Raw genomic sequence first — 23,069 nt, 5'->3', positions numbered from 1 at the left:
GACCCAACGGGGGTCGCCGGTGTTCAGATTCCAGCAGCTGCCATTTTACCCCCCTCTGCGTCGCCGAGACTGAACCGCAGGCGTGCAAAATCCCGTGCCAGACCCCACACTTGCCCGTCGCTCCAAGCTTTCGAAGACAGATGAACGCCCGTTATAACGCCGCCGATATTGAAGTCCTGTCCGGCCTTGACCCGGTCAAGCGCCGTCCCGGCATGTATACCGACACCGCGCGCCCGAACCACCTGGCGCAGGAAGTGATCGACAACTCGGTGGACGAGGCCCTCGCTGGCCACGCCCGCTCGATCGAGATCACCCTGTACAAGGACGGCAGCGTGGAGGTCAGCGATGACGGCCGCGGCATGCCGGTGGACATCCACCCGGAAGAGAAGATCCCGGGCGTCGAGCTGATCCTCACCCGCCTGCATGCCGGCGGCAAGTTCAGCAACAACAACTACACCTTCTCCGGCGGCCTGCACGGCGTCGGCGTCAGCGTGGTCAATGCGCTGTCGACCCTGGTGGAAGTGCACATCAAGCGCGAAGGCGCCGAACACCGCATCACCTTCCGCAACGGCGACCGCGCCACCCCGCTGGAAGTGGTCGGCAGCGTCGGCAAGAAGAACACCGGCACCCGCGTGCGCTTCTGGCCGGACCCGAAGTACTTCGACACGCCCAAGTTCGCGGTGCGCGCGCTCAAGCACCTGTTGCGCGCCAAGGCCGTGCTGTGCCCCGGCCTGACCGTGAAGCTGACCGACGAAGCCACCGGTGAAGTCGATACCTGGTACTACGAAGACGGCCTGCGCGATTACCTGAAGCTGGAGCTGGGCGATCGCGAGATGCTGCCGGCCGAGCTGTTCGTCGGCAACCTGAAGAAAGACACCGAGATCGTGGACTGGGCCGTGGCCTGGCTGCCGGAAGGCGAGCTGGTGCAGGAAAGCTACGTCAACCTGATCCCCACTGCCCAGCACGGCACCCACGTCAACGGCCTGCGCACCGGCCTGACCGAGGCGCTGCGCGAGTTCTGCGACTTCCGCAACCTGCTGCCGCGTGGCGTCAAGCTGGCCCCGGAAGACGTGTGGGACCGCGTGTCGTTCGTGCTGTCGCTGAAGATGACCGACCCGCAGTTCAGTGGCCAGACCAAGGAACGCCTGTCCTCGCGCCAGGCCGCCGGCTTCATCGAAGGCGCCGCCCACGATGCGTTCAGCCTGCTGCTGAACCAGAACGTGGAGCTGGGCGAGAAAATCGCGCAGATCGCCATCGAGCGCGCCAGCGCGCGCCTGAAGACCGAAAAGCTGGTCGTCCGCAAGAAAGTCACCCAGGGCCCGGCCCTGCCCGGCAAGCTGGCCGACTGCATCAGCCAGGACCTGTCGCGCACCGAGCTGTTCCTGGTGGAGGGTGACTCGGCAGGCGGCAGCGCCAAGCAGGCGCGTGACAAGGACTTCCAGGCGATCCTGCCGCTGCGCGGCAAGATCCTCAACACCTGGGAAGTGTCCTCCAACAGCGTGCTGGCGTCGGAAGAAGTGCACAACCTGGCCGTGGCCATCGGCTGCGACCCCGGCAAGGACGACATTGCTGGCCTGCGCTACGGCAAGGTCATCATCCTGGCCGACGCGGACTCGGACGGCCTGCACATCGCCACCCTGCTCACCGCGCTGTTCCTCAAGCACTTCCCGGCGCTCGTCGATGCCGGCCACGTGTTCGTGGCGATGCCACCGCTGTTCCGCATCGATGTGGGCAAGCAGGTGTTCTATGCCCTGGACGAAGAAGAGAAGCGCTCGATGCTGGACAAGATCGAACGCGAGAAGATCAAGGGCGCGATCAACGTCACCCGCTTCAAGGGCCTGGGCGAGATGAATCCGCCACAGCTGCGTGAATCCACCATCCACCCCGACACCCGTCGCCTGGTGCAGCTGACCGTGGACGACGGCGAGCAGACCCGTTCGCTGATGGACATGCTGCTGGCCAAGAAGCGCGCCTCCGACCGCAAGGGCTGGCTGGAGAGCAAGGGCGACCTGGCTTCGCTGGAAGTCTGACCCGGCGCGGGGCCGGATCCGTTTCCTGCAGGGAAACGGCTCTGGCCCCATCGCCCGGTAATGCCGGTTCATGTGCCCTTGGCATTACGCCCCCATCGGCAAACCCGGCGGCGCCATAATGCGCGTCCATCTGTGTGGACCATCGTATTGGCCAGCCACTCGCTGCTGTTCCCGGGCCTGCCGCTGCACAGCGCGCGCCTGGTCCTGAGCCCGATCCGCCGCGACGATGCGGCCGCCCTGTTCGCGATCCAGTCCGATCCGGACGTGATGCGGTTCTGGAACCACCCGGCGTGGACACGACCGGCCGAAGCGCGCGCGCAGATCGACGATGACCTGGCGGCACAGGCCACCGGCACCCAGCTCAAGCTGGCCGTGCGCGAAACGCTGGACGGCCCGTTGCTGGGCATCTGCGTGGTGTTCGCCCTGGATCGCGATGCCGCTCGTGCCGAGATCGGCTACCTTCTGGCCCCCGACAGGCAAGGCCAGGGCTACATGCACGAAGCGCTGCAGCATCTGCTGGACTACCTGTTCCAGACTCTGCGCCTGCATCGCGTGGAAGCCGAAGTCGACCCGCGCAACCGGCCCTCGGCACACGTGCTTGAACGGCTGGGCTTCCACCTGGAGGGCGTGCTGCGGCAGCGCTGGCGCATCCAGGGCGAACTGTCCGATTCGGCGGTATACGGCCTGCTGGCTGACGACGACGTGCGCACCCCCCTGCCCGCTTGACCCAATCTGGCCAGTGGCGGCCTCGACGCGCGGCCATGCCTTTGGACACATACGACATGCCCTCCACCGGCCTAGCATCGGAACCCCCTTCCGCTGCCGATCCGGTGCCATGAAGTCCCTGCTGCACACTGCCGCGCTCTGCGTCGGCCTGCTCATCGCCCCAGCCAGCGTGCTGGCCGCGCCCGACGCCGAGGCCAAGCCCGATCCGAAAGACGACAAGACCGAAGCGCCCGCGCTGCCCGCCGATGCGTCAGCCCGCCAGAGCATGCGCCTGGCCGGCCGCACCCTGGACTACACCGCCACCGTCGGCACCCTGCCGGTGCGCGATGCCAAGGGCAAGGTGATCGCCGATGTGGTGTTCACCGCCTATACGATGCCGGGCAAGGACCGGCCGGTGACCTTCGCGCTCAACGGCGGCCCGGGTGCATCGTCGGTCTATCTCAACATGGGCGCGATCGGGCCCAAGGTGGTCACCTTTGGTTCGGAGGGTGACAGCGCATCGGCGCCGGCCACCCTGCACGACAACCCCGGCACCTGGCTGGACTTCACCGACCTGGTGTTCATCGACCCGGTCGGCACTGGCTTCAGCCGTGCACGCATCGGCGATGACGAGGCGAAGAAGCAGCTGTACAACCCCAGCGCCGACATCGAATACCTGTCGCGCTCGATCTACGACTGGCTGCTGCGCAACCAGCGCATGGGTGCACGCAAGTACCTGACCGGCGAGAGCTACGGCGGCTACCGCGGCCCGCGCATCACCCACTTCCTGCAGACCCGCCTGGGCGTGGCGATGAACGGCCTGGTGCTGGTGTCGCCCTACCTGAGCCCGACCCTGGAAGACAACCCCGATGTCTCGCCGATGGCGTGGATGCAGACGCTGCCGTCGATCGCTGCAGCGCACCTGGAGCGCCAGGGCAAACTGACCGATGCGGCGATGCGCGACGTGGTGGAATACACCCGCGGCGACTACGCGACTGCGCTGATGAAGGGCCGCAGCGATCCGCAGGCGACCGAGGCGATGCTGCGCCGGGTAACCGAGCTGACCGGGCTGGACCCGCAGTTCGTGCGCCGCGCCGGTGGCCGACTGGAGACGCAGGCCTATCTGCGTGAGGTGTTCCGCGACAAGGGCACGCTGGGCAGCCGCTACGACTCCAACGTGACCGCGTTCGATCCGTTCCCGAATGATCCAGAACAGCGCGCCAACGATCCGCTGCTGGACAGCATCATTGCGCCGACCACCACCGCGATGGTCGACTTCGTGACGCGCGTGGTCGGCTGGAAGGTGGATGCACGCTACCAGGCGCTGAACTACGACGTGAACCGGTTGTGGGACCGCAACGGCGAGCTGCGCCAGGGCGCGGTGACCCAGCTGCGCCAGGCGGTGGCGATCGATCCGCATCTGCAGGTACTGATCGTGCATGGCTGGAATGATCTGTCGTGCCCGTTCATGGGATCGATCCTGACGGTGGACCAGATGCCGGCGATGGGCAGCAATCCGGACCGGGTGCAGGTGCGCAGCTATCCGGGCGGGCACATGTTCTACAGCCGGGCGGACAGCCAGGCGGCGTTCCGCAGGGATGTGCAGGCGTTGTTCCAGCGCAACTGAGGGTGGTGGTGGTGGCCGGGCCTGCGGCCCGGCACCCGCTGGGGATCAACTGCCACTGCAACAGCAAGAGCTGGCATTCCGTGGGTTGGCGGGGTGGGATGGGCAGGCGGGGGACGGCAAGAACTGCTCCTGCGTGCCTCGTAGAGCGCCATCCATGGCGCTCTGCGCCCCCGCCTGCCCATCCCACCCCGCCTTCGACAGTTTCCGTGCGCTGTTGGTGGGTGCCGACCGTTGGTCGGCACGGGGGCGGATCCCTGGTTCTGCTCTGGTAGGTGTCGACCTTGGTCGACACGATGTGTCCGGAAGAATTCTCTGCCCATGAAAAAAGCCCGCCGGTATCCGGCGGGCTTTTTCGTGTGCACCTTGGCGCGGCGATCAGGTCCAGCCGAACAGCTCGAACAGCTTCAGGATCAGGTACGCGCAGCCGCCCGCGGCCGGGATGGTCAGGATCCAGGCCCAGACGATGCGTTCGATCACGCCGAACTTCAGCGAGCGCGGGTTCTTGGCGAAGCCGACGCCCATGATCGCGGTGGAGATGCTGTGCGTGGTCGAGACCGGCATGCCGAAGTGGGCGGCCAGGGTCAGAATGGTGGCCGAGCTGGTCTCCGCGGCGAAGCCGTGGATCGGGTGCAGCTTGACCATCTTGTGACCCAGGGTCTTGATGATCTTCCAGCCGCCCGAGGCAGTACCGGCCGCCATCACCACCGCACAGGTCAGCACGATCCACATGGCGATGCCGTCACCGGCGCTGGCGTCCGGGTGCATGAAGGCCAGCCACGACGGCAGGTCATCCAGCGCACCGGTGGCCTCGGCACCGATCAGTGTCATGGCGATGATGCCCATGGTCTTCTGCGCGTCGTTGTGGCCGTGGGCGAAGCCCATGTAGGCCGCCGAGGCGATCTGCGCCTTGCCGAAGAAGGCGTTGACGATGCGCGGGCGGGCCAGACGACCGATGGCACCACCGATCTTGGCCAGGCCGGCGATCAGCGCCCACAGCAGCACCATCACCACGATGCCGAGCAGGAAGCCGGCGATCGGCGAGGTGATCATCGGCACGAACACCTTCCACAGCAGGCCCTTGTTCTGCGCCCAGCTGCCCAGGCGCTCGGACCAGATCAGCGCGTCCCAGTTGTTGTGGGCAGCGGCCAGGCCGGCGCCGCAGAGGCCACCGATCAGGGCGTGCGAGGACGAGGACGGCAGGCCCTTCCACCAGGTGATCAGGTTCCAGATGATGCCGCCCAGCAGGGCGCACAGGATCACCTGCGGGGTGACGTCGACCACGTTGGTGTTGAGCAGGCCCGAAGCGATGGTCAGCGCCACCGCGGTACCGGTCAGTGCACCGATGAGGTTCATGAAGGCGGCCAGCATCACCGCCCAGCCGGGCGAGAGCACCTTGGTCGCCACCACGGTGGCAATGGAGTTGGCGGTGTCGTGGAAGCCGTTGATGAACTCGAAGACGAGCGCGGCCAGGATCACCACCAGGACAAGGGTCAACATGCGGCGGCGTCCGTCAGCTGTTCTTCAACACGATCTGGTACGCCACCACGCCGGCCTCGCGGCAGCGGTCGATGGCCTTTTCCAGGATCTCGAAGAATTCCTTCAGCAGGAACATCTGCAGGTTGTCCAGGCGGCCCGAGTAGATGTCGCGGTACAGCTCGAGCATCAGGCGGTCGGCCTCGTTCTCCAGCGAACGCAGCTTCTCGTTGAGCGCGGTCATCCGGTCCAGGTTCATGTGGCGCAGGTCGGCCACCATCTCCACCACCACGCCGGCAGCCTGTTCCAGCATCGCCGCGCGCGGCGCGAAGTCGATGTGCTCCAGGTGGGTCGTGGCCAGCGAATAGCGATCGGCGAACTTCTCGATCTGCTTCGGAATCTTGTACAGCGCCGAGCCCAGCGCTTCGATGTCTTCGCGCTCGATCGGGGTCATGAAGCTGTCCACCAGCGCCTGGCTGATCTTGTCCGAGGCCGCGCGTTCGCGCAGGCGGGCCAGCTTGAAGGCGTCCAGCGCGGGCTGGCGGTCGGCCTCGCGCAGCATGGAATGCAGCGCCTTGGCGGCGTCGGAAGCCGCGACGGCAGCCTCATCGAGCAGGGTGTAGAACTGTTTGCCGGAACCGAAAATGGTCTGCAGAGAGAACATTGAGAAACCTGTCAGCCGTCGCGGGAAGGACGGCACCAGACGGAATTATGACGGCTAGATGACCATCACGGGTATCCCTGCCCCCTTCCGGGGCTCTGGAAGCCCCAACCTGAACAGGCGGTTGCCACCCTGCCACGCCCCTTTGCTAAGATGCCAGCGCGCCTTCGGGCGCACCTTATGGACGACGACCCTTACCCCCCTGCGCCGCGCCGGACCCTGTTCCTGAGCGCCAGCCGCCATCGCAAGCACCCGCCCTCCCTGCCACCAACCGGGGACGACGCCCGTGTTTGAGATCCTGATAGTTTTGGCCCTGATCGTGTTCAACGGCTTCTTCGCCATGTCCGAAATGTCGGTCATGACCTCGCGCAAGAGCCGCCTGAAGCAGATGGCCAGCACTTCCAAGCGCGCCGCCAAGGCGCTTGAGCTGTCCGAGAAGCCGGAGAACTTCCTGTCCACCGTCCAGATCGGCATCACCCTGGGCGGCATCCTGACCGGCGTGTACGGCGGTGAGGCCATCGGTAACAGCATCGCCCACCACCTTCAGGTGTTGTTCCCGTCGCTGGCCGACACCATCACCCTGTTCGGCAATCCGCAGCCGCTGTCGAACCTGATCGGCAAGACGCTGGCCGTGGCGCTGATCACCTTCCTGACGCTGATTTTCGGTGAGCTGGTGCCCAAGCGCCTGGCCATCACCCGTTCGGAAGACATCGCTGGCATGGTAGCCCTGCCGATGGGCTGGCTGGCCCGAATTGCATTCCCGGCCGTGTGGCTGCTGTCCCATTCGACCCGCTTGGTCCTGCGCCTGATGGGGCTAGGCAAGGACGAAGTTGCCTCGGTGACCGAAGAAGAGATCCGCATGCTGGTGGCCGAGAGCCACGAGGCCGGTGTGATCGACGCCCACGAGCGCGACATGATGAACCGCGTCATGCGCCTGGGCGACCGCACCGCCGACAGCCTGATGACCCCGCGCAACCGTATCGCCTGGCTGGATACCCAGGCTGGGCTGGAGCGCAACCTGGAAATCATGGCCGAGCACGAGTTCTCGCGGTACCCGGTGTATCGCGACAACGACATGGACGTGGTCGGCGTGCTTGAACTGAAATCGCTGGCCACACGCATGGCGCGCGGCGACAACGCGCTGTTCCAGACCCTGCGCGAACCGCTGTACGTGTCTGAATCCACCCACGCGATGAAGCTGCTGGAGATCTTCCGCGAGGAACAGCAGTCGATGGCGCTGGTGGTGGACGAGTACGGCGAGATCCAGGGCCTGGTGACCATCAGCGACCTGATGGGCGCGGTGGTCGGCCGCCTGCAGGCGGTGGAGAACGCCGACGAAGATGCGTTGGTGGTGACCCGCGAAGACGGTTCGCTGCTGGTGGACGGCTCGCTGCCGATCGAGGACCTGCGCGAGCTGATCGGCAGCAACGATCTGCCCGATGCCGAAGATGGCGATTACTACACGCTGGCCGGCATGTGCATCCACTACTTCGGCCGCATCCCGCACGCGGGCGAGTACTTCGACTGGGCCGGCTGGCGCTTCGAGGTGGTCGACCTGGATGGTGCGCGGGTGGACAAGCTGCTGCTGCGCACGCTGTCCGACGAGCAGGCCGATGAGCTCACCGCCTGAGGCCGGCCAGGGTCCGGGCGTTGAGCGCCCGGCCTACCGTAACGAGGGCATCCGCACCCTGCTGGAGATGTTCGCCTCCGGCGACCCGGCCGAGCACATGCCGCTCGGCCAGATCCTGTGCAACCTGCAGCAGAGCGCGTTCGGCGTGTTCCTGTTCGTGGCGATCCTGCCATCGTTCATCCCGATCCCGGGCATGGGCGGCGCGGTCAGCGGCCCGCTGGTGATCCTGATCGGCCTGCAGATGTTGTTCTGCCTGCGGCGGCCGTGGCTGCCCGGCTTCATCGCCCGCCGCGGGCCCAAGCGCGGCACCATGCACCGTTTCCTGGACCGCATCGACCGCCCACTGCGGCGGTTGGACAAGATGCTGAAACCGCGCCTGCCGCAGCTGCTGACACCGCTGCCGGCGCATGCCTTCAGCGGCCTGCTGCTGGTGTTGCTGGGCCTGCTGCTGTCGTTACCGATTCCCTTCACCAACTTCCTGTTCGGCTTCCAGCTGCTGCTGTTCTCGCTGGCACTGCTGGAACGCGATGGCGCGCTGATGCTGTTCAACTGGATCGCGGCGCTGGCGGCGATCGCCTTCTTCGGTTTCAGTTCGGGGCAGCTGGTGGGCTATACGGTGGAGCTGTTCCAGCGCTGGTTCTGAGCCGGAATCCGGTAGAGCCGGCCGCTGGCCGGCTGCCACGTTTCCAGATTTGCCGGCCAGCGGCCGGCACTACCAATACCGGACATCGGCCATCATCGAAGGTCGATGAATCCGTTGTCGGCCAACGCCGCCGGTTCGTCCTGCACGGCTGACAGCACGAAACTCAGCGCTGTGCCCAGCAGCGTGCCCGGTCCATCCCAGTACTCGGCCGAGTCGGCGCGCACCTGGATCAGGCGCAGGTTCGGGTCGTCCTTGCCGCCCGGGAAGAACAGCTTCATCGCCGGCGACCACAGTTCCTCGATCTTCGCGCGATCATCAACCACGCGCGCGCGCCCGGCCACCGACACATAGGTGTTCTTCGATGGCGAGGCATAGGCCACGTTGACGCGCGGGTCGAGCGCAATCTCGGCCACCTTCGGGCTGTCGGCAGTGATGACGAACCACAGATCACCGTCGAAGGTGACCTGCTGGGTGGCCAGCGGCCGGCTGTAGAGGCGGCCGTCGACGCCGGTGGTGGTAAACATCGCCACCTCCACGTCCTTGATCAGTTCTGCCAGCTGGGCAATGTGTTCGGCGCGGGTGTCGGCCATGTGGGGGCTCCTTCGATATGAGCCCCCATCAGACGCGGTTCGGCCGCAATGGGCCGTGACGCAATTGTTCAGCCCGCGTGGCGGGCGTGCCAGGCCTGCATCGCCAGTTCGAACGAGCGCAGGCGCGCGCGGTGGTCATACAGGTTGGCGGTGAGCATCAGCTCGTCCGGCTTGTGGCGCTCGACAAACGCGGCGATGCCTTCCGCCACCTGCTGCGGATCCCCCAGCACGGTGCAGGCCAGTGCCCGCTCCACGCCCACTTTTTCGTGCGGCTCCCAGAAGGACTCGATGTCGTCGATGGGTGCCGGAATCTTGCCCGGTCGGCCACGACGCAGGTTCACGAAACTCTGCTGCTGGCTGGTGAACAGGCGCCGCGATTCAGCTTCGCTGTCGCTGGCAACGACGTTCAGGGCCAGCATCGCGTGCGGCTGCTTCAGCGTGGCCGAGGGGCGGAACTCGCGTCGGTATACCGCCAGCGCTTCGTCCATCACGTCCGGTGCGAAGTGCGAGGCGAACGCGTATGGCAGGCCCATCGACGCGGCCATGCGCGCACCGAACAGGCTGGAACCGAGGATCCAGGTCGGCACCCGCAGGCCACCACCCGGAACCGCCTGCACCGCCTGCCCGGGCTGTACCGGTTCGAAGTAATGCAGCAGCTCGCGCACGTCCTGCGGGAACTGGTCGGCGCTGTCGAAATAGCGGCGCAGTGCACGCGCGGTCGGCTGATCGGTGCCCGGCGCACGGCCCAGGCCGAGGTCGATGCGGTCCGGGTACAGCGAGGCCAGCGTGCCGAACTGCTCGGCCACCTGCAGCGGCGCATGGTTGGGCAGCATGATGCCGCCTGCCCCGACGCGGATGCGCTTTGTGCCACCCGCCACGTGACCGATCAGCACGGCGGTGGCCGCGCTGGCGATGCCAGGCATGTTGTGGTGTTCGGCCAGCCAGTAGCGGCGGTAGCCCAGCGCATCGGCGTGCTGGGCCAGTTCCAGCATGTTGGCGAAGGCAGCGGTGGTGTCACTGCCCTCGCAGACCGGGGCCAGGTCAAGGATCGACAACGGGATCATCAGCGGTTTTCCGTCACAGGATCCCCCATGCATGGGGTCGGCCGGGCGCGGCGGCCAGTGACGGTGGCGGGATGCTGATTCCCGTGGGACGGGTTCAGGGCCCGCCGGACCGATCCGGGGTGCCCTGATCCGCGCCAAGCGCGATTGGTAGTGCCGGCCGCTGGCCGGCATACAGGTAGATCGCTTCGCAGCCGGCCAGCGGCCGGCTCTACCAAGGAAGCGTCAGAACGCGCTGGGGCGCGGCTCCGGCAGCGGCTGGTCGACCATCGGCTTCAGCTCGGCATCCAGCGCCACGCGCTCGTCGAACACGAAGCAGCGGCCTTCGTAACCTTCGCCGCCCACCTCCTCGAAGTAGCCGAGGATGCCGCCGTCGAGCTGCAGCACATTGTCCATGCCGTCGTTGACCATCCACAGCGCGGCCTTCTCGCAGCGGATGCCGCCGGTGCAGAAACTGACCACGGTGCTGTCCTTCAGCGCTTCGCGGTGCGGCGCCAATGCCTCGGGCAGGTCGGTGAACTTGTGGATGGGCAGCACCAGCGCATCCTTGAAGGTGCCGTACTCCACTTCCTGCAGATTGCGCGTATCGAGCATGACCACCGGCTTGCCGGCGTCATCATGCCCCTGCCGCAACCAGCGCTGCACGGTAGCCGGATCGACCGCCGGTGCACGCGGATACTCCAGCGGCTGGCCGTCATCACGGCGGAAGCTGATGATCTCGTCCTTCACCTTGGCCTTCAGCCGCGCGAACGGCTGATGCTCGCTCAGGCTGGTCTTGACCCGCATATCGGCAAAGCGCGCATCGGCATGCAGCGCGGCATAGAAGCCCTCGACCGCCTCCGGCGCACCGGCCAGGAACAGGTTCAGCCCCTCGCCCGCCACCAGGATCGTGCCGCGCAGCTGCGCCGCCTCGGCGCGCGCCAGCAGCTGGTCACACAAGACCTGGGGAGCGTCGATGACGGCGAAATGGTAGGCAGCGGTATTGGCGATCATCCCGCCATTTTAGCGCCTCCCGCTCGCACGGACAGTTTCAGGGGTCAGAGCCCTCTGCGCGGCAGAGGGATCCGACCCCGGCAGGCACCCGGAATCTGTCAGAGGCGGGGCGGTGTGGGCAGGCGGGACCGTTGGCGCCATGGATGGCGCCATCGAGCCCCCATGGACGGGTTTACGGCGTGTCCCGCCTGCCCACACCGCCCTGCCCACCACGGATTGCCTGCTGTTGCTGTTGCTGTTGTAGTTGCCCTGGCATCGGCGGGTGTCGGGTGCAACCCGACCGGAAGCACCCCTTACCCCCGCAACAGCACGAACGGCAGCAGCACCAGCGCCGCCGCACCGGCCATCGCCAGCAGCACCAGCACCACATATACCGGCCGGCGCCGGAACAGGCTACCGAAGGTCTCCGCCGTCCCCTCGCGCAACGCCTGCTCGCGCTCGGCACGGATGCGCGGCCCGCGTTCGGCCTGGTACTCGGCCATCAGCGCCTTTGCACGCGGATGATCGGCGTCCTCGCGCAGCCACAGGCCGCCGTTGGAAATGCCCCAGGGGCTGGGTTCGGTGCGATACCAGGCGATGCCGTGCTGGTCGAGCAGCGTGCAGACATCGGCGTATTCGTCGTCGCCGACATTGCGCAGATTGAGCAGGAGTCTTGCCATGCCCCCATGATACCCGGCGCCGATGCGCTACCCTTGCCGCCCTCGCCCTGCGCCCTTCCGGAGACGCCCGATGCGCCGCCTGCTGCTTCCCCTGCTGCTGTCCCTCGCCGCCGTTGGCTGCTCGACCGAACCGTCCGGCCCACCACCGGGTGGCACCCTGACCACCTTCGAGCACATCGATACCGTCCCGGGCACCGGCACCGAAGCCGTTGCCGGCAACAAGGTCACCGTGCACTACACCGGCTGGATCTACGACAACCGCACCGAAACCAAGCACGGCAAGACCTTCGACAGCTCGGTCAGCCGTGGCGAACCGTTCACCTTTGCGCTCGGCGCCGGCCAGGTCATCCGCGGCTGGGATGAGGGCATGGCCGGCATGAAGGTCGGCGGCAAGCGCACGCTGATGATCCCGCCGGACTACGGCTACGGCGACCGCCGGGTTGGCCCGATCCCGGCCGGCTCGTCGCTGGTGTTCGATGTCGAGCTGCTCGATGTCAAACCGTAATACCGCAACGCCTCCACGGGTCGCCGTCATCGGCGGCGGCCCGGCCGGCCTGTTTGCCGCCGAGCGCCTGCGCGCCGCTGGGATGGACGTGGACCTGTACGAGGCCAAGGGTTCGCCCGGCCGCAAGTTCCTGATCGCCGGCAAGGGTGGGCTCAACCTCACCCATTCCGATCCGCGGCCGCTGTTCGACAGCCGCTACCGCGAGCAGGCCTCTGCCGTGGGACGCTGGCTGGACGGCTTCGACGCGCAGGCGCTACGCGACTGGGCTGCCGGCTTTGGCGTGGAGACCTATGTGGGCAGCTCCGGCCGCGTGTTCCCGGTCGACCGCAAGGCAGCCCCACTGCTGCGCGGCTGGGTGCGCCGCCTGAAAGAACAGGGTGTGCGCCTGCACGCCAACCACCGCTGGATCGGATGGAGCGACGACGGCGCCCTGCGATTTGAAACCGAAGACGGCGCCGTTGAAGTGCATGCCGATGCTACCGTGCTGGCCATGGGCGGCGGCAGCTGGCCGCAGCTGGGCAGCGACGGCGCCTGGGTCTCGCCACTGCAGGCACGTGGCGTGGACATCGCACCGCTGCAGTCGGCCAACTGCGGTTTCGACGTGGACTGGACGCCGTTCTTCGCCGAGCGCAATGCCGGCGCACCGTTGAAGCCGGTGGTCGCGCACTGGCTGGACCTGGCGGGACAACCGCAGTCGCTGCAGGGCGAGTGCGTGGCCAGCGAGTACGGCATCGAAGGCAGCCTGATCTACGCATTGGCCGCAGACCTGCGCGAGACCATCAACCGCGATGGCCACGCGATGCTGTGGCTGGACCTGGTACCGGGCCGCGATGAAGCACGCCTGCTGGCCGACCTGTCACGCCCGCGCAAGGGTCGCAGTTTCGGCGAGCACCTGCGCCGCCAGGCCGGCCTGGATGCAGTGAAAGCCGCACTGGTGTTCGAGATGCTGGGCAAGGAAGCGGGCAACGACCTGCCTGCCGTGGCAGCTACGCTCAAGCGCCTGCCCCTGCGCCTGCTGCGCCCCCGGCCGATGGCCGAGGTGATCAGCACCGCCGGTGGCGTGCGCCTGGATGCGCTGGATGATGGCCTGATGCTGCGGGCAGTGCCCGGCGTGTTCTGTGCCGGCGAGATGCTGGACTGGGAGGCGCCGACAGGTGGCTACCTGCTGACCGCGTGCTACGCCAGTGGCCTGCGTGCTGCGGAAGGCGTGATCGGGTGGCTGGCGGCGCGGTAGGACCGGCCCGGTAGAGTCGAGCTTGCTCGACTGCTTCGCGCTGTAGAGCCGAGCCACACTTGGCTTGAATCAACAGCAGTCGAGCAAGCTCGACTCTACAAGAGCAGTCGAGCAAACTCGACGCTACATCACCACGGCCGGCGCATGCTCACCGAGGCCAGCGCCACGCCACTGGGATGCGGATAGGTCTCTTCGCGCACGCTGATGAACCCGTGCCGTTGATAGAACGGCACGGCGTTGAGCGAGGCCGACAGCACTACCTCACGATCACGATCGGCCATCGCCAGCAGGCGCTGCATCAGCGCCTGGCCGATGCCCTTGCCGCCGCGATCCGGATCGACGAACAACGCATCAACCTCGTTGGCATCGGTATCAAACACGCCGAACCCGAGCAGGACACCCTGCCCGTCCTCGGCCACCACGCAGCCCCCCTGCGACAACAGCCGCGCGTACTGCGACGGTGGCGGCGAGGCAGACCAGGGCGCGATGACCTCGGGAGGGTAATGGCTGCTGCAGGTCTCGCGCACACAGCGCGTGCGCAGGGCCCACAGCCTGGCCACATCATCCATGGTGCCGGTCCTGAACTGCATGACGCCTCCTTGTAGAGCCGAGCCCATGCTCGGCTGTTCTTCGTTCCAACAGCGCGATGCCTGATTGAAAGGCAGTCGAGCAAGACTCGACTCTACAGAATCGTTAATCTCGACGCCTGATCGAAAGGCAGTCGAGCAGGGCTCGACGCTACAGCAACGGTTACCGCGACTTGCTGGCGCGCAGCGCCTGGATCTTCGGCGGCGGCTGGAACGAGTCGCTGCGTGCATCGGCCCAGAACGCATGGAACACCGCATGGTCGGGCACCTTGTGCAGCAGTTCGCCTGGTTCCAGGTAGCGGTACAGCGAGGCCAGCGAACGGATTTCCACCGGTGAGACGCGGCGCAGGATGTGCTCCGGCCCCAGCTCGGCAGGATCGTTCAGGCCCGCCGCACACAGCAGCTCCTTCAGGGCGTGCAGCGTGTGCTCGTGGTAGCTGTACACACGGGTGGCCTTGTCCGGTGCATCCAGATGCTTCCAGCGTGCAGGGTCCTGGGTCGCGATGCCGGTCGGGCACTTGTCGGTATGGCAGCTCAGTGATTGGATGCAGCCCAGCGCGAACATGAAGCCTCGGCCGGCATTGCACCAGTCAGCCCCCAGCGCGATGGTCCGCGCGATGTCGAACGCGCTGGTGATCTTGCCGGCCGCACCGATGCGGATGCGATCGCGCAGATCCAGGCCGACCAGAGTGTTGTGCACCAACAGCAGCGCTTCGTGCATCGGCACGCCGACATGGTCGACGAACTCCGCCGGTGCCGCACCCGTGCCACCCTCGGCGCCGTCGACCACGATGAAGTCCGGTAGCAGCCCGGTTTCCTGCATCGCCTTGGCAATGCCGAACCACTCCCACGGGTGGCCAATGGCCAGCTTGAAACCGACCGGCTTGCCACCGGACAGCTCGCGCAGGCGTGCAACGAACTGCAGCAGCTCGACCGGCGTCGAGAACGCCGAGTGGCGCGACGGCGACACGCAGTCCACACCCATCGGCACGCCACGCGTCACCGAGATCTCGGCGGTCACCTTTGGCGCCGGCAGCACGCCACCGTGGCCGGGCTTGGCGCCCTGCGACAGCTTGATCTCGATCATCTTGACCTGATCATGGGTGGCATTGGCAACGAAGCGTTCCTCGCTGAAACCGCCCTTCTCGTCACGGCAACCGAAGTAGCCCGAGCCGATCTCCCACACCAGGTCGCCGCCCATCTCGCGGTGGTAGGGCGAGATCGAACCTTCGCCGGTGTCGTGATAGAAGCCACCGCGGCGTGCGCCTTCGTTCAGCGCGCGGATGGCATTGGCCGACAGCGAACCGAAGCTCATCGCCGAGATGTTGAACACGCTGGCCGAATAAGGCTTGGCACAGTTCGGGCCGATCAACACACGGAAGTCATGCTTGGCGATGGCGGTCGGTGCCAGCGAATGGTTGATCCACTCGTAATCCACCGCATAGGTGCTGCGCAGGGTGCCGAACGGCACCGTGTCCATTTCGTTCTTGGCGCGTTGGTAGATCAGTGCACGCTGCTGGCGCGAGAACGGCACGTCTTCCAGGTCGCTCTGCACGAAGTACTGGCGGATCTCCGGGCCGATCGATTCCAGCCCGTAGCGGAAGTGCGCCATCACCGGATAGTTGCGGCGCAGCGTGCTGCGCTTCTGCAGCAGGTCCCAGGTCCCCAGCGCCACCATCGCGGCAGTCAGACCGACGCCCCAATACCAGGCCGGCCAGATCGTGGCCAGCCACAGGCATATCGGGAACATCAGGATGGCGAGCAGGTAGACGATATACCGGTGCATGGCTTTCCTCGGTTGCAACTGCCCCAGAGTCTACCGCGCCACCCGCTGCCAAGGCTTACAAGCGATCGTCAACCACGTTGCGCGGCCAGGCCGATTTCACGTCGTAGACCAGGCCTCCCGGCGCCAGCAGGCCCCGGATTGCGGATTCATCCATCGCCTTGAAACGGGCGTGGGCCACTGCCAGCACCACCGCGTCATAGCACCCCGCCCCGGGATCGGCCAGCCAATCCAGGCCCTCGCTGGTCAGCGCCGCCGGGCCGACCCAGGGGTCGCTGACCTCCACCTGCGCACCGGCATCACGCAGGCGTTGCGCCAGTTCCAGCGCGCGGCTGTTGCGCAGGTCCGGGCAATCCTCCTTGAAGGTCACGCCCAGCACCAGGATGCGTGCGTCCGCCGGCGCACGGCCACGCTCGGCCAGCATCGCCAGCACCCGCGCCGCCACGTGCTCGCCGACGCGGTTGTTGACCTGTCGTGCGGTGTGGATCAGGTCCGGGTGATAGCCCACGCTCTCGGACTTGTGCAGCAGATAGTACGGGTCCACGCCGATGCAATGGCCGCCGACCAGCCCCGGCCGAAACGGCAGGAAATTCCACTTGCTGCCGGCGGCGTCCAGTACGTCCTGGGTATCGATGCCCAGCCTGTCGAAGATCAGGGCCAGCTCGTTGACCAGCGCAATGTTGACGTCGCGCTGGATGTTCTCGACCACCTTGGCCGCTTCGGCCACCCGCATCGACGGTGCCGGGAAGGTACCGGCGGCGATGATGCGCTGGTACAGACCATCAATCACCGCAGCAACTTCCGGTGTCGAGCCGGAAGTGATCTTGCGGATGTCGGCCAGGCGCCGCTGGCGGTCGCCGGGGCTGACCCGTTCCGGGCTGTAGCCGCAATAGAAGTCTTCGTTGAAGCGCAGGCCCGAACCCTGCTCCAGCAGCGGCACGCACACTTCCTCGGTGGTACCGGGGTAGACCGTGGACTCGTAGATCACCAGGTCGCCGGCGCGAAGATGACTGGCAATCAGCCGTGTCGCTGAACGCAGGGGCTCCAGGTCGGGCTGCTCGTAAGCATCGATCGGGGTCGGCACGGTGACGATGTAGACGTTGCAGGCATCGAGCAGTGCCGGATCGCTGCCGTACTGCAGCAGCTGCGCACTGGCCAGCTCGTCGGATTCCATTTCCAGCGTGTGGTCCTGGCCGTTGCGCAGCTCGGCGATGCGACCGGCATCGATATCGAAACCCAACGTCGGCCACTGCCGGCCAAACGCCACCGCCAACGGCAGGCCGACGTAGCCCAGGCCGATCACCGCAAACCGGGGTGCGCTGGCCGCCGCTACCGGCGCACTCATCGGCACATCCCGCGCAACGGATGCGATCGCACATACGCTGCCATGGCCTCGGCCAACACACTCATCTGCTGCACCACTCCGGAAAACCTGCGCCAGAAAGGGTACAGCCTACCGGCCCCGGCGCCCTGCCGCCAAGGCGGGCTCAGGACCCCAACGCCACCGCGGCCGGTTCCAGTTCGCCGTCTGCGCCGGTCCAGGCCTGCAGCAGGCGCTCGAATCCACCGCTGCCAAGCAGGAAGCCGGGCCACGCGGCGTCGACGATCTGTGCCAGCAGCTCCGGTTCGATCCGCCGCGTGCCCATCGACCAGCGCGGAAATGCGCGCTGCACCACGGGGGCACGGCACAACACTTTCAGCTGCCCGTGGCTGCGCGCATTGAGGATGCGCTGGAACACCGAATCGATGCCGTCCTCCGGGCCCTCGAGATACTGCAGGAAGCGCGCTCCGTCGAACATCAGCACACCGGTGACACCGGCTACACGATTGAATGCCGTGGCGTCGGCCAGCAGGCGGTCAAGATCGGTTGTCTGCAGATCGGCGCGGGCCTCACTGGCATAGGCAATCGCGTGCAGCGACATCAGGTGGCTCCCCCCCCTGGGAACGATGGCAGGGACTATGACATGAATGCGATCGACAGTTAAGCACGCCGCGGCCATGATGCAATCCGGTTGCGGAACCGCAGGTGGGCTACAATCGGCGCCGCGCTGCAGGCCCGGATGGCGAAACTGGTAGACGCATCGGACTTAAAATCCGCCGGGGGCAACCCCATGCCGGTTCGATTCCGGCTCCGGGCACCACACGCACGCAGCACGTCCCGCTTTCAGATCGCCCGCGAATAACGTGGTTGCTCGTGCGCGGCACGCAGATACGGGTCAAAGCACATCGCCAGCAGCCGCAGCAGCGGTCGCCCGGGTTCACTGGCGCGCACCACGCCATCGCGGTATTCGGCCAGGCCGTCTTCCTGCAGCCGCTGTACCGAACGCAGGTCCTCGGCGAAGTACTGCTCGAAATCCACGCCGTGACGCTGCCCCAGCAGCACGCCATCCACTTCGCCCTGGCACATCAGCTGCTGGATCAGTTCCGCACGCAGCTGGTCGTCGGCACTCAGTGCCACGCCGCGCCAGACCGGCAGCTGGCCCTGGTCCACCGCATCCTCCCACGACGGCAGGTCGCGCGGATTCTGGCTGTAGGTGGCACCGATGTGGCTGATCGCACTCACGCCCAGGCCAAGCAGATCGGTATCGGCGTGGGTGGTGTAGCCCATGAAGTTGCGATGCAACTGGCCGGCACGCTGCGCACGCGACAGATCCTCTTCCGGCAACGCAAAGTGATCCATGCCGATGTACTGGTAGCCGGCCGACGAGAGCCTCTCCACCGCCAGGCCCAGCAGCGCCAGCTTGTCTTCCGGTGACGGCAAGCGGCTTTCGTCGATCTGCTTCTGCGCGCGGAACAGATGCGGCAGATGCGCGTAGCCGTAGACCGCCAGACGGTCCGGGCGCAGCGCCAGCACCAGCTCGAGGGTGCGACCGAAGCCTTCCAGGCTCTGTCCCGGCAACCCATAGATCAGATCGACGTTGACCGAACGCATGCCGCTGTCGCGGCAGGCGCGCAGGATGTCCAGCGTCTGCTGCACGCCCTGCACGCGGTTGATCGATTCCTGCACCTGCGGATCGAAATCCTGCACGCCCAGGCTGGCCCGGTTGAACCCCAGCCGCGCCAGCATGGCGACGTCGCGGGTGTCGATGAAGCGCGGATCGAGTTCGATCGAGAAATCGCGCTGCGGCGAATCACTGAAATCGAAGCGCCGGCGCAATCCTTCCACCAGCGTGGTCATCGCTTCGGCATCGAGGAAGTTCGGCGTACCACCGCCCAGGTGCAGCTGGATCACCTCACGGCCGTCATCGAACTGCGGCGCCAGCAGGTCGGCCTCGGCCAGCACGCGTGAGACGTAGCTGTGGCCACGACCGCGATCACGGGTGATCACCCGGTTGCAGCCGCAGTAGAAGCAGGGGCTGGAACAGAACGGCACATGCACGTACAGCGACAGCGCACGGGCCAGCTGGTTGCTGTCGGCGATCGCCTGGCGCAGTGCCGGCGCGTCGAAGCCATCATGGAAATGCGGCGCGGTCGGGTACGAGGTGTAGCGCGGGCCCGGCCGGTCGTGCCGACGCAGAAGATCGGGGTCGAAGGTCCAGGCCAGGCCACCAGCGGCGGGAGAGAACGTGTCCATGCCGCCAGCATCGCGCCGGGCGGCCTGCGCCGCCTTGACCCAGATCAATCCTTGCCGGGGATCCCCAGCACCGGCAGGCCGACCTGCGGCCAGCGCAGCATCTGGTAGCGCTTCCAGAAGGTGTCACCGATGCGCGCGGCCACGTCGTTGGCCAGCTCCTGCATCGGCGGGTTGTTGCATTCGGCGGTGGTGATCCGGAACAGCACCAGCCAGCGGTCGAACAGGTCCTTGTCCAGCTCGATGGCCATGTGCTTGGACATCGGCGAGCCCTTGAACCGGCGGGTGCCGCGCAGCATCGCCGACCAGAAGTCGACCAGCTGCGCCAGGTGCTCGGGCCAATCGTGGACGTGCGCGCCGAACACCGGCCCCAGCCGCTCTTCCTCGCGCACGCGGGCATAGAAGTCGTGAACCAGGCGGGTCACTTCCTGCTCGGTGCACAACTCGGGCGAGGCGACGGGGAGGACAGGCGGCGGTGTTGCGTTCATCGGGGTACCCAAAGCGTGCCGGCAGTGTGCCGCAGCCGGCCATCACCACCGTTGATCCAGATCAATGTCGGCGCAGTCCGCTGCGCCTAGGCTGGCACGCTTGCAGGAAGCATGCCCTGCGGATGCGGCGCCGACCCTGGCGAAGTATACGCGCCGCCCACTTTTCGATCCGGGACAGCATGAACAGACCTTCTCCCAACCGCCGCCAGCGGCTGATCCAGCAGTGGGGCGCCATCCTCTGGCCCAGCTTCATCGCCGCCGGCGTGGCCAGCGTGGTGTTCTTCGCCTTCGTCGATCCATTGCGCCTGCAGGCCATCAGTTTCCCGGGCACCGCAATCAGCCGCGAACTGGGCTACACGGCGGGATTCTTCATGTTCTGGTCGGTGACGGCACTGTCCAGCGCGGTCACCTGGTACCTGCAGCGGCCCATGCCGAGCGATGACGACGACGAGCTGCCGCTGGGATGAGCATGTCATGTACCCGGACTCCCCGTCCCTGGCACTGGCGCGGCACGCTCAGCGCCGCCCTGCTGGCGCTGTTCTACGCACTGCCGTGGCTGCGCTGGGAGGGCCGCCAGGCGCTGCTGCTGGACATCAACGCGCGGCGATTCGACCTGTTCGGCTGGACCCTGTGGCCCGGCGACGTCGGCGTACTGATCGGCCTGCTGGCGGTGCTGGCCGTCGGCCTGGCGCTGCTTACCCACCTCGCCGGACGCATCTGGTGCGGCCATGCCTGCCCGCAGACGCTGTGGCGGCGCGCCTTCGACTGGATCGCCCGCAGCGCGGCCCGCATGCTGCCGGCACCTGCTGTACGCCCGGTCACCCAGCTTGCCTGGGGACTGCTGTCAGTGTGGACCGGCATTACCTTCGTCGGCCTGTTCAGCCCGATCACCGGCTTGCTGGCCGCCGCGCCAAACGCTGGCTGGAGCGGCTGGGAAACGTTCTGGGTACTGTTCTATGCCGCTGCCACCTGGGGAAACGCCGGTTTCCTGCGCGAGCAGGTCTGCCGTTCGCTGTGCCCGTTCGCACGCATGCAGCCACTGCTGACCGATCCGCATACGCCGCGCATGCTGTACGACGCCCGTCGCGGTGAGCCGCGCGGGCCACGTCCATCCGGGCTTGGCGGGGTGCTGGGCCGTGGCCGCGGCCTGCTCGACCCGACCACTGCGCAGGACTACGTATTCCGCGCCGCGCATCCGCTGCTGGCTGGACCGATGCCGACCTTCAGCGCCGACCGTCTGGGTGATTGCACCGATTGCGCGGCCTGCGTCATTGCCTGCCCGATGCAACTGGACATCCGACAGGGACCGCAAGCCGATTGCCTGGCCTGCGGTGCCTGCCTGGAGGCCTGCGCACAACAGCAGCACCGGGCCGGTTTCGGTCCGGCGCTGGTGCGCTACTGCAGTCCGCAGGCAATGGCCGGACAACCGAAGCGCCTGTGGCGACCCCGGACGTTGGCCCTGCTGTCCTTGCTGCTGGCGCTGCTTGCCTGCGGCGCCTGGCGCCTGCTCTGAATCAACGCGACCCGCTGGCGTGCGGCGGCACAAGCTGCGCACGCCGGACGATGCCCAGCTGTTCGATGATCAGCGCCATTTCGTTGGTGACTTCGGTACGCTCGGTCCCCTGCGGGACCAGACGGTCCAGCACCTGCTGGTAGGTATCCCAGAACGCCGGACCGCATCCGTGTTTGTGGTAACTGGCTTCCAGTTCGCGGCGTACCCGTTCAGCCAAGCCATGCATGCCGTATTCCATACGACCTCCGTTGGACTTGTTCTGCATTGTTGACGGTCTACCGACTCACTTGCGTGCTACTGAAAGACTCCCAGGCTTCACGCTTGGTTGACTCCAATTAGTCATAGATTTCACGACAGGTCAATTACATGCGGCGACTTTAGCGATTGAAATTATTAATCGTTCACGAAACTACATACGGGACCCCGGGGCCCCCGGATGGGGTGAAGCCGACAGGCCGCGGGAACCATGGACCGATGACTCCAGTAGATGGCGCCGATTGTGACCATCAGATCGATCGATCTTGCCTATTTCGCTAAGCATACTTAGCAAATTGCGCTTAGCGCGCTAAATGCGACAAAAGGCGGCGCAAGTCAGATGGATTCGCCCGCCGACGCTTCTGTCGTGGGGAACAGGTTCGGATAGCGCTGATGCAGGATGTACTGCCGCAGGGCCGGAATCGGGAAATCTTTCGGCCATTGCGACACTGCGGAACGGCTGATGCCAAAGAAGCGGGCCAGTTCGGCATCGGTCTGGAATCCCAGCCGGGTGCGCACCTGCCGCTTGTTCCAGAATTCGGTCACGGTCGGTCCTTCTGTTAACCAGACTGATTCTTGCGACAAGGCTTCTTCGCAATCCACGCGTTAAGCTGGCTTGCATAGATGAATACTCTCGGCCAACGACTCGCGGCAGCCATGAAGAAAGCCGGGCACCCACGCCCGGCCGATCTGGCACGCGCCGCCAAATCAACGACAGCAACCATCAGCAACTGGCTCAACGACCACGTGAGCGCCTCGCACGTGAAAGCCGAACAGCTGTTCCGCATCGCCGATGCGGCCAAGCTGGACGCACGCGAGCTGCTGTACGGGGTCAGCGGGCTCGGCGTCGGTGAGCCTGGCAGTGCCTACATTCCCAGCCAGGCCCATCTGGATGTCTGGCAGGACGCCTACGAGCTGGTCAGTCACCTGGTGGCCGAGAACGGGCTGGAGATCGACCATCGCCGCCATGCAGCGTTGGATCTGCTCGCGTTCGAACTGCTGATGGATGGCTTCAGCCGCAGCAAGGTCGCCCGCGTGCTGACGACCTCGATGACGTGAAT

The 23,069-nt window shown here is 66.3% G+C and carries 24 protein-coding genes and 1 tRNA gene; 11 read left to right on the top strand and 14 right to left on the bottom strand.

The window, feature by feature from the left end; all coding sequences use genetic code 11:
• The first annotated feature begins 140 nt into the window (after positions 1–140).
• The 3 genes from parE (at position 141) to ACZK5G_RS08175 (ending at position 4,362) form a co-directional block, all read left to right on the top strand.
• Entirely contained in the window at positions 141–2,030 is a 1,890-nt protein-coding gene (gene parE / locus ACZK5G_RS08185; protein ID WP_019338185.1) for a DNA topoisomerase IV subunit B, read from the top strand.
• Positions 2,031–2,177: 147 nt separating this feature from the next.
• Complete coding sequence (locus tag ACZK5G_RS08180; RefSeq protein WP_049421510.1) at positions 2,178–2,756, top strand: GNAT family N-acetyltransferase; 579 nt, start codon at positions 2,178–2,180, stop codon at positions 2,754–2,756.
• 109 nt (positions 2,757–2,865) lie between these two features.
• On the top strand, positions 2,866–4,362 hold the full coding sequence (locus ACZK5G_RS08175; RefSeq protein WP_478465968.1) for a S10 family peptidase: 1,497 nt from the start codon (positions 2,866–2,868) through the stop codon (positions 4,360–4,362).
• A gap of 375 nt (positions 4,363–4,737) precedes the next feature.
• On the opposite strand, the gene ACZK5G_RS08170 is transcribed toward ACZK5G_RS08175, so the two are convergent.
• Positions 4,738–5,859, bottom strand: coding sequence for an inorganic phosphate transporter (locus tag ACZK5G_RS08170; protein WP_049400373.1), 1,122 nt, complete (start codon positions 5,857–5,859; stop codon positions 4,738–4,740).
• Between the two features lie 13 nt (positions 5,860–5,872).
• Complete coding sequence (locus ACZK5G_RS08165) at positions 5,873–6,499, bottom strand: DUF47 domain-containing protein (RefSeq protein WP_004152833.1); 627 nt, start codon at positions 6,497–6,499, stop codon at positions 5,873–5,875.
• Positions 6,500–6,782: 283 nt separating this feature from the next.
• Between ACZK5G_RS08165 and ACZK5G_RS08160 the strand changes: the two genes are divergently transcribed.
• The gene (locus ACZK5G_RS08160) at positions 6,783–8,126 is read left to right on the top strand and encodes a hemolysin family protein (RefSeq protein WP_164080501.1); all 1,344 of its coding nucleotides are present in this window, start codon (positions 6,783–6,785) and stop codon (positions 8,124–8,126) included.
• Positions 8,110–8,769 carry an exopolysaccharide biosynthesis protein gene (locus tag ACZK5G_RS08155; protein ID WP_032128944.1) on the top strand — a complete coding sequence of 220 codons (660 nt, stop codon included), beginning with the start codon at positions 8,110–8,112 and terminating at the stop codon, positions 8,767–8,769. The genes ACZK5G_RS08160 and ACZK5G_RS08155 overlap by 17 nt, the downstream gene beginning before the upstream one ends.
• Positions 8,770–8,861: 92 nt before the next feature.
• On the opposite strand, the gene ACZK5G_RS08150 is transcribed toward ACZK5G_RS08155, so the two are convergent.
• From ACZK5G_RS08150 to ACZK5G_RS08135, 4 genes are all read right to left on the bottom strand, one after another.
• Positions 8,862–9,359, bottom strand: a complete 498-nt coding sequence (locus ACZK5G_RS08150) for a pyridoxamine 5'-phosphate oxidase family protein (protein WP_049400371.1) — start codon at positions 9,357–9,359, stop codon at positions 8,862–8,864.
• A 68-nt stretch (positions 9,360–9,427) separates the two neighbouring features.
• Positions 9,428–10,423: an LLM class flavin-dependent oxidoreductase gene (locus ACZK5G_RS08145; RefSeq protein ID WP_049400370.1), complete on the bottom strand. Its 996-nt coding sequence runs from the start codon at positions 10,421–10,423 to the stop codon at positions 9,428–9,430.
• A 222-nt stretch (positions 10,424–10,645) separates the two neighbouring features.
• Positions 10,646–11,413, bottom strand: a complete 768-nt coding sequence (locus ACZK5G_RS08140; protein ID WP_478465965.1) for a sulfurtransferase — start codon at positions 11,411–11,413, stop codon at positions 10,646–10,648.
• Positions 11,414–11,706: 293 nt separating this feature from the next.
• Complete coding sequence (locus ACZK5G_RS08135; RefSeq protein WP_478465963.1) at positions 11,707–12,072, bottom strand: DUF6164 family protein; 366 nt, start codon at positions 12,070–12,072, stop codon at positions 11,707–11,709.
• Positions 12,073–12,142: 70 nt separating this feature from the next.
• Between ACZK5G_RS08135 and ACZK5G_RS08130 the strand changes: the two genes are divergently transcribed.
• Together ACZK5G_RS08130 and ACZK5G_RS08125 are read left to right on the top strand one after the other, a co-directional pair.
• Complete coding sequence (locus ACZK5G_RS08130; RefSeq protein ID WP_478465961.1) at positions 12,143–12,577, top strand: FKBP-type peptidyl-prolyl cis-trans isomerase; 435 nt, start codon at positions 12,143–12,145, stop codon at positions 12,575–12,577.
• Positions 12,564–13,811: a TIGR03862 family flavoprotein gene (locus ACZK5G_RS08125; protein WP_164080505.1), complete on the top strand. Its 1,248-nt coding sequence runs from the start codon at positions 12,564–12,566 to the stop codon at positions 13,809–13,811. The genes ACZK5G_RS08130 and ACZK5G_RS08125 overlap by 14 nt, the downstream gene beginning before the upstream one ends.
• Before the next feature lie 128 nt (positions 13,812–13,939).
• On the opposite strand, the gene ACZK5G_RS08120 is transcribed toward ACZK5G_RS08125, so the two are convergent.
• The 4 genes from ACZK5G_RS08120 to ACZK5G_RS08105 all read right to left on the bottom strand — a co-directional run bounded on the left by ACZK5G_RS08120 (position 13,940) and on the right by ACZK5G_RS08105 (position 18,103).
• The gene (locus ACZK5G_RS08120) at positions 13,940–14,401 is read right to left on the bottom strand and encodes a GNAT family N-acetyltransferase (protein WP_049399957.1); all 462 of its coding nucleotides are present in this window, start codon (positions 14,399–14,401) and stop codon (positions 13,940–13,942) included.
• A 160-nt stretch (positions 14,402–14,561) separates the two neighbouring features.
• A complete protein-coding gene (locus ACZK5G_RS08115) occupies positions 14,562–16,184 on the bottom strand; it encodes an FMN-binding glutamate synthase family protein (protein ID WP_049420983.1) in 1,623 nt (540 codons plus the stop codon).
• Between the two features lie 55 nt (positions 16,185–16,239).
• Positions 16,240–17,526: a nucleotide sugar dehydrogenase gene (locus ACZK5G_RS08110; protein WP_478465960.1), complete on the bottom strand. Its 1,287-nt coding sequence runs from the start codon at positions 17,524–17,526 to the stop codon at positions 16,240–16,242.
• A gap of 142 nt (positions 17,527–17,668) precedes the next feature.
• Positions 17,669–18,103, bottom strand: a complete 435-nt coding sequence (locus tag ACZK5G_RS08105) for a BLUF domain-containing protein (protein WP_032128935.1) — start codon at positions 18,101–18,103, stop codon at positions 17,669–17,671.
• Between the two features lie 132 nt (positions 18,104–18,235).
• Between ACZK5G_RS08105 and ACZK5G_RS08100 the strand changes: the two genes are divergently transcribed.
• Positions 18,236–18,322, top strand: a tRNA-Leu gene (locus ACZK5G_RS08100).
• Positions 18,323–18,345: 23 nt separating this feature from the next.
• Here the strand turns inward: ACZK5G_RS08100 and hemN are convergent.
• Complete coding sequence (hemN, locus tag ACZK5G_RS08095) at positions 18,346–19,755, bottom strand: oxygen-independent coproporphyrinogen III oxidase (protein WP_478466503.1); 1,410 nt, start codon at positions 19,753–19,755, stop codon at positions 18,346–18,348.
• Between the two features lie 44 nt (positions 19,756–19,799).
• A complete protein-coding gene (locus tag ACZK5G_RS08090; RefSeq protein WP_049399954.1) occupies positions 19,800–20,240 on the bottom strand; it encodes a group III truncated hemoglobin in 441 nt (146 codons plus the stop codon).
• A 179-nt stretch (positions 20,241–20,419) separates the two neighbouring features.
• Here ACZK5G_RS08090 and ACZK5G_RS08085 point away from each other — a divergent pair, with 179 nt between their 5' ends.
• Together ACZK5G_RS08085 and ACZK5G_RS08080 are read left to right on the top strand one after the other, a co-directional pair.
• Positions 20,420–20,707, top strand: coding sequence for a hypothetical protein (locus ACZK5G_RS08085; protein WP_010486039.1), 288 nt, complete (start codon positions 20,420–20,422; stop codon positions 20,705–20,707).
• Positions 20,704–21,753: a 4Fe-4S dicluster domain-containing protein gene (locus ACZK5G_RS08080; protein WP_478465958.1), complete on the top strand. Its 1,050-nt coding sequence runs from the start codon at positions 20,704–20,706 to the stop codon at positions 21,751–21,753. Before ACZK5G_RS08085 ends, ACZK5G_RS08080 begins: the two co-directional genes overlap by 4 nt.
• Position 21,754: 1 nt before the next feature.
• Here the strand turns inward: ACZK5G_RS08080 and ACZK5G_RS08075 are convergent, their stop codons facing one another.
• Both ACZK5G_RS08075 and ACZK5G_RS08070 read right to left on the bottom strand, forming a co-directional pair.
• A complete protein-coding gene (locus ACZK5G_RS08075; protein ID WP_032128931.1) occupies positions 21,755–21,991 on the bottom strand; it encodes a hypothetical protein in 237 nt (78 codons plus the stop codon).
• Positions 21,992–22,344: 353 nt separating this feature from the next.
• Complete coding sequence (locus ACZK5G_RS08070; RefSeq protein ID WP_182267563.1) at positions 22,345–22,554, bottom strand: helix-turn-helix domain-containing protein; 210 nt, start codon at positions 22,552–22,554, stop codon at positions 22,345–22,347.
• A 111-nt stretch (positions 22,555–22,665) separates the two neighbouring features.
• On the opposite strand from ACZK5G_RS08070, the gene ACZK5G_RS08065 reads away from it, so the two are divergent.
• The gene (locus tag ACZK5G_RS08065; RefSeq protein WP_010486043.1) at positions 22,666–23,067 is read left to right on the top strand and encodes a transcriptional regulator; all 402 of its coding nucleotides are present in this window, start codon (positions 22,666–22,668) and stop codon (positions 23,065–23,067) included.
• The last annotated feature ends 2 nt before the right edge of the window (positions 23,068–23,069 follow it).

The sequence above is a fragment of the Stenotrophomonas sp. 62841_Sma genome (genome assembly GCF_056482945.1).
The sequence above is the reverse complement of the archived record's forward strand: the minus strand, read 5'-3'. Positions and strand labels throughout refer to the sequence as shown.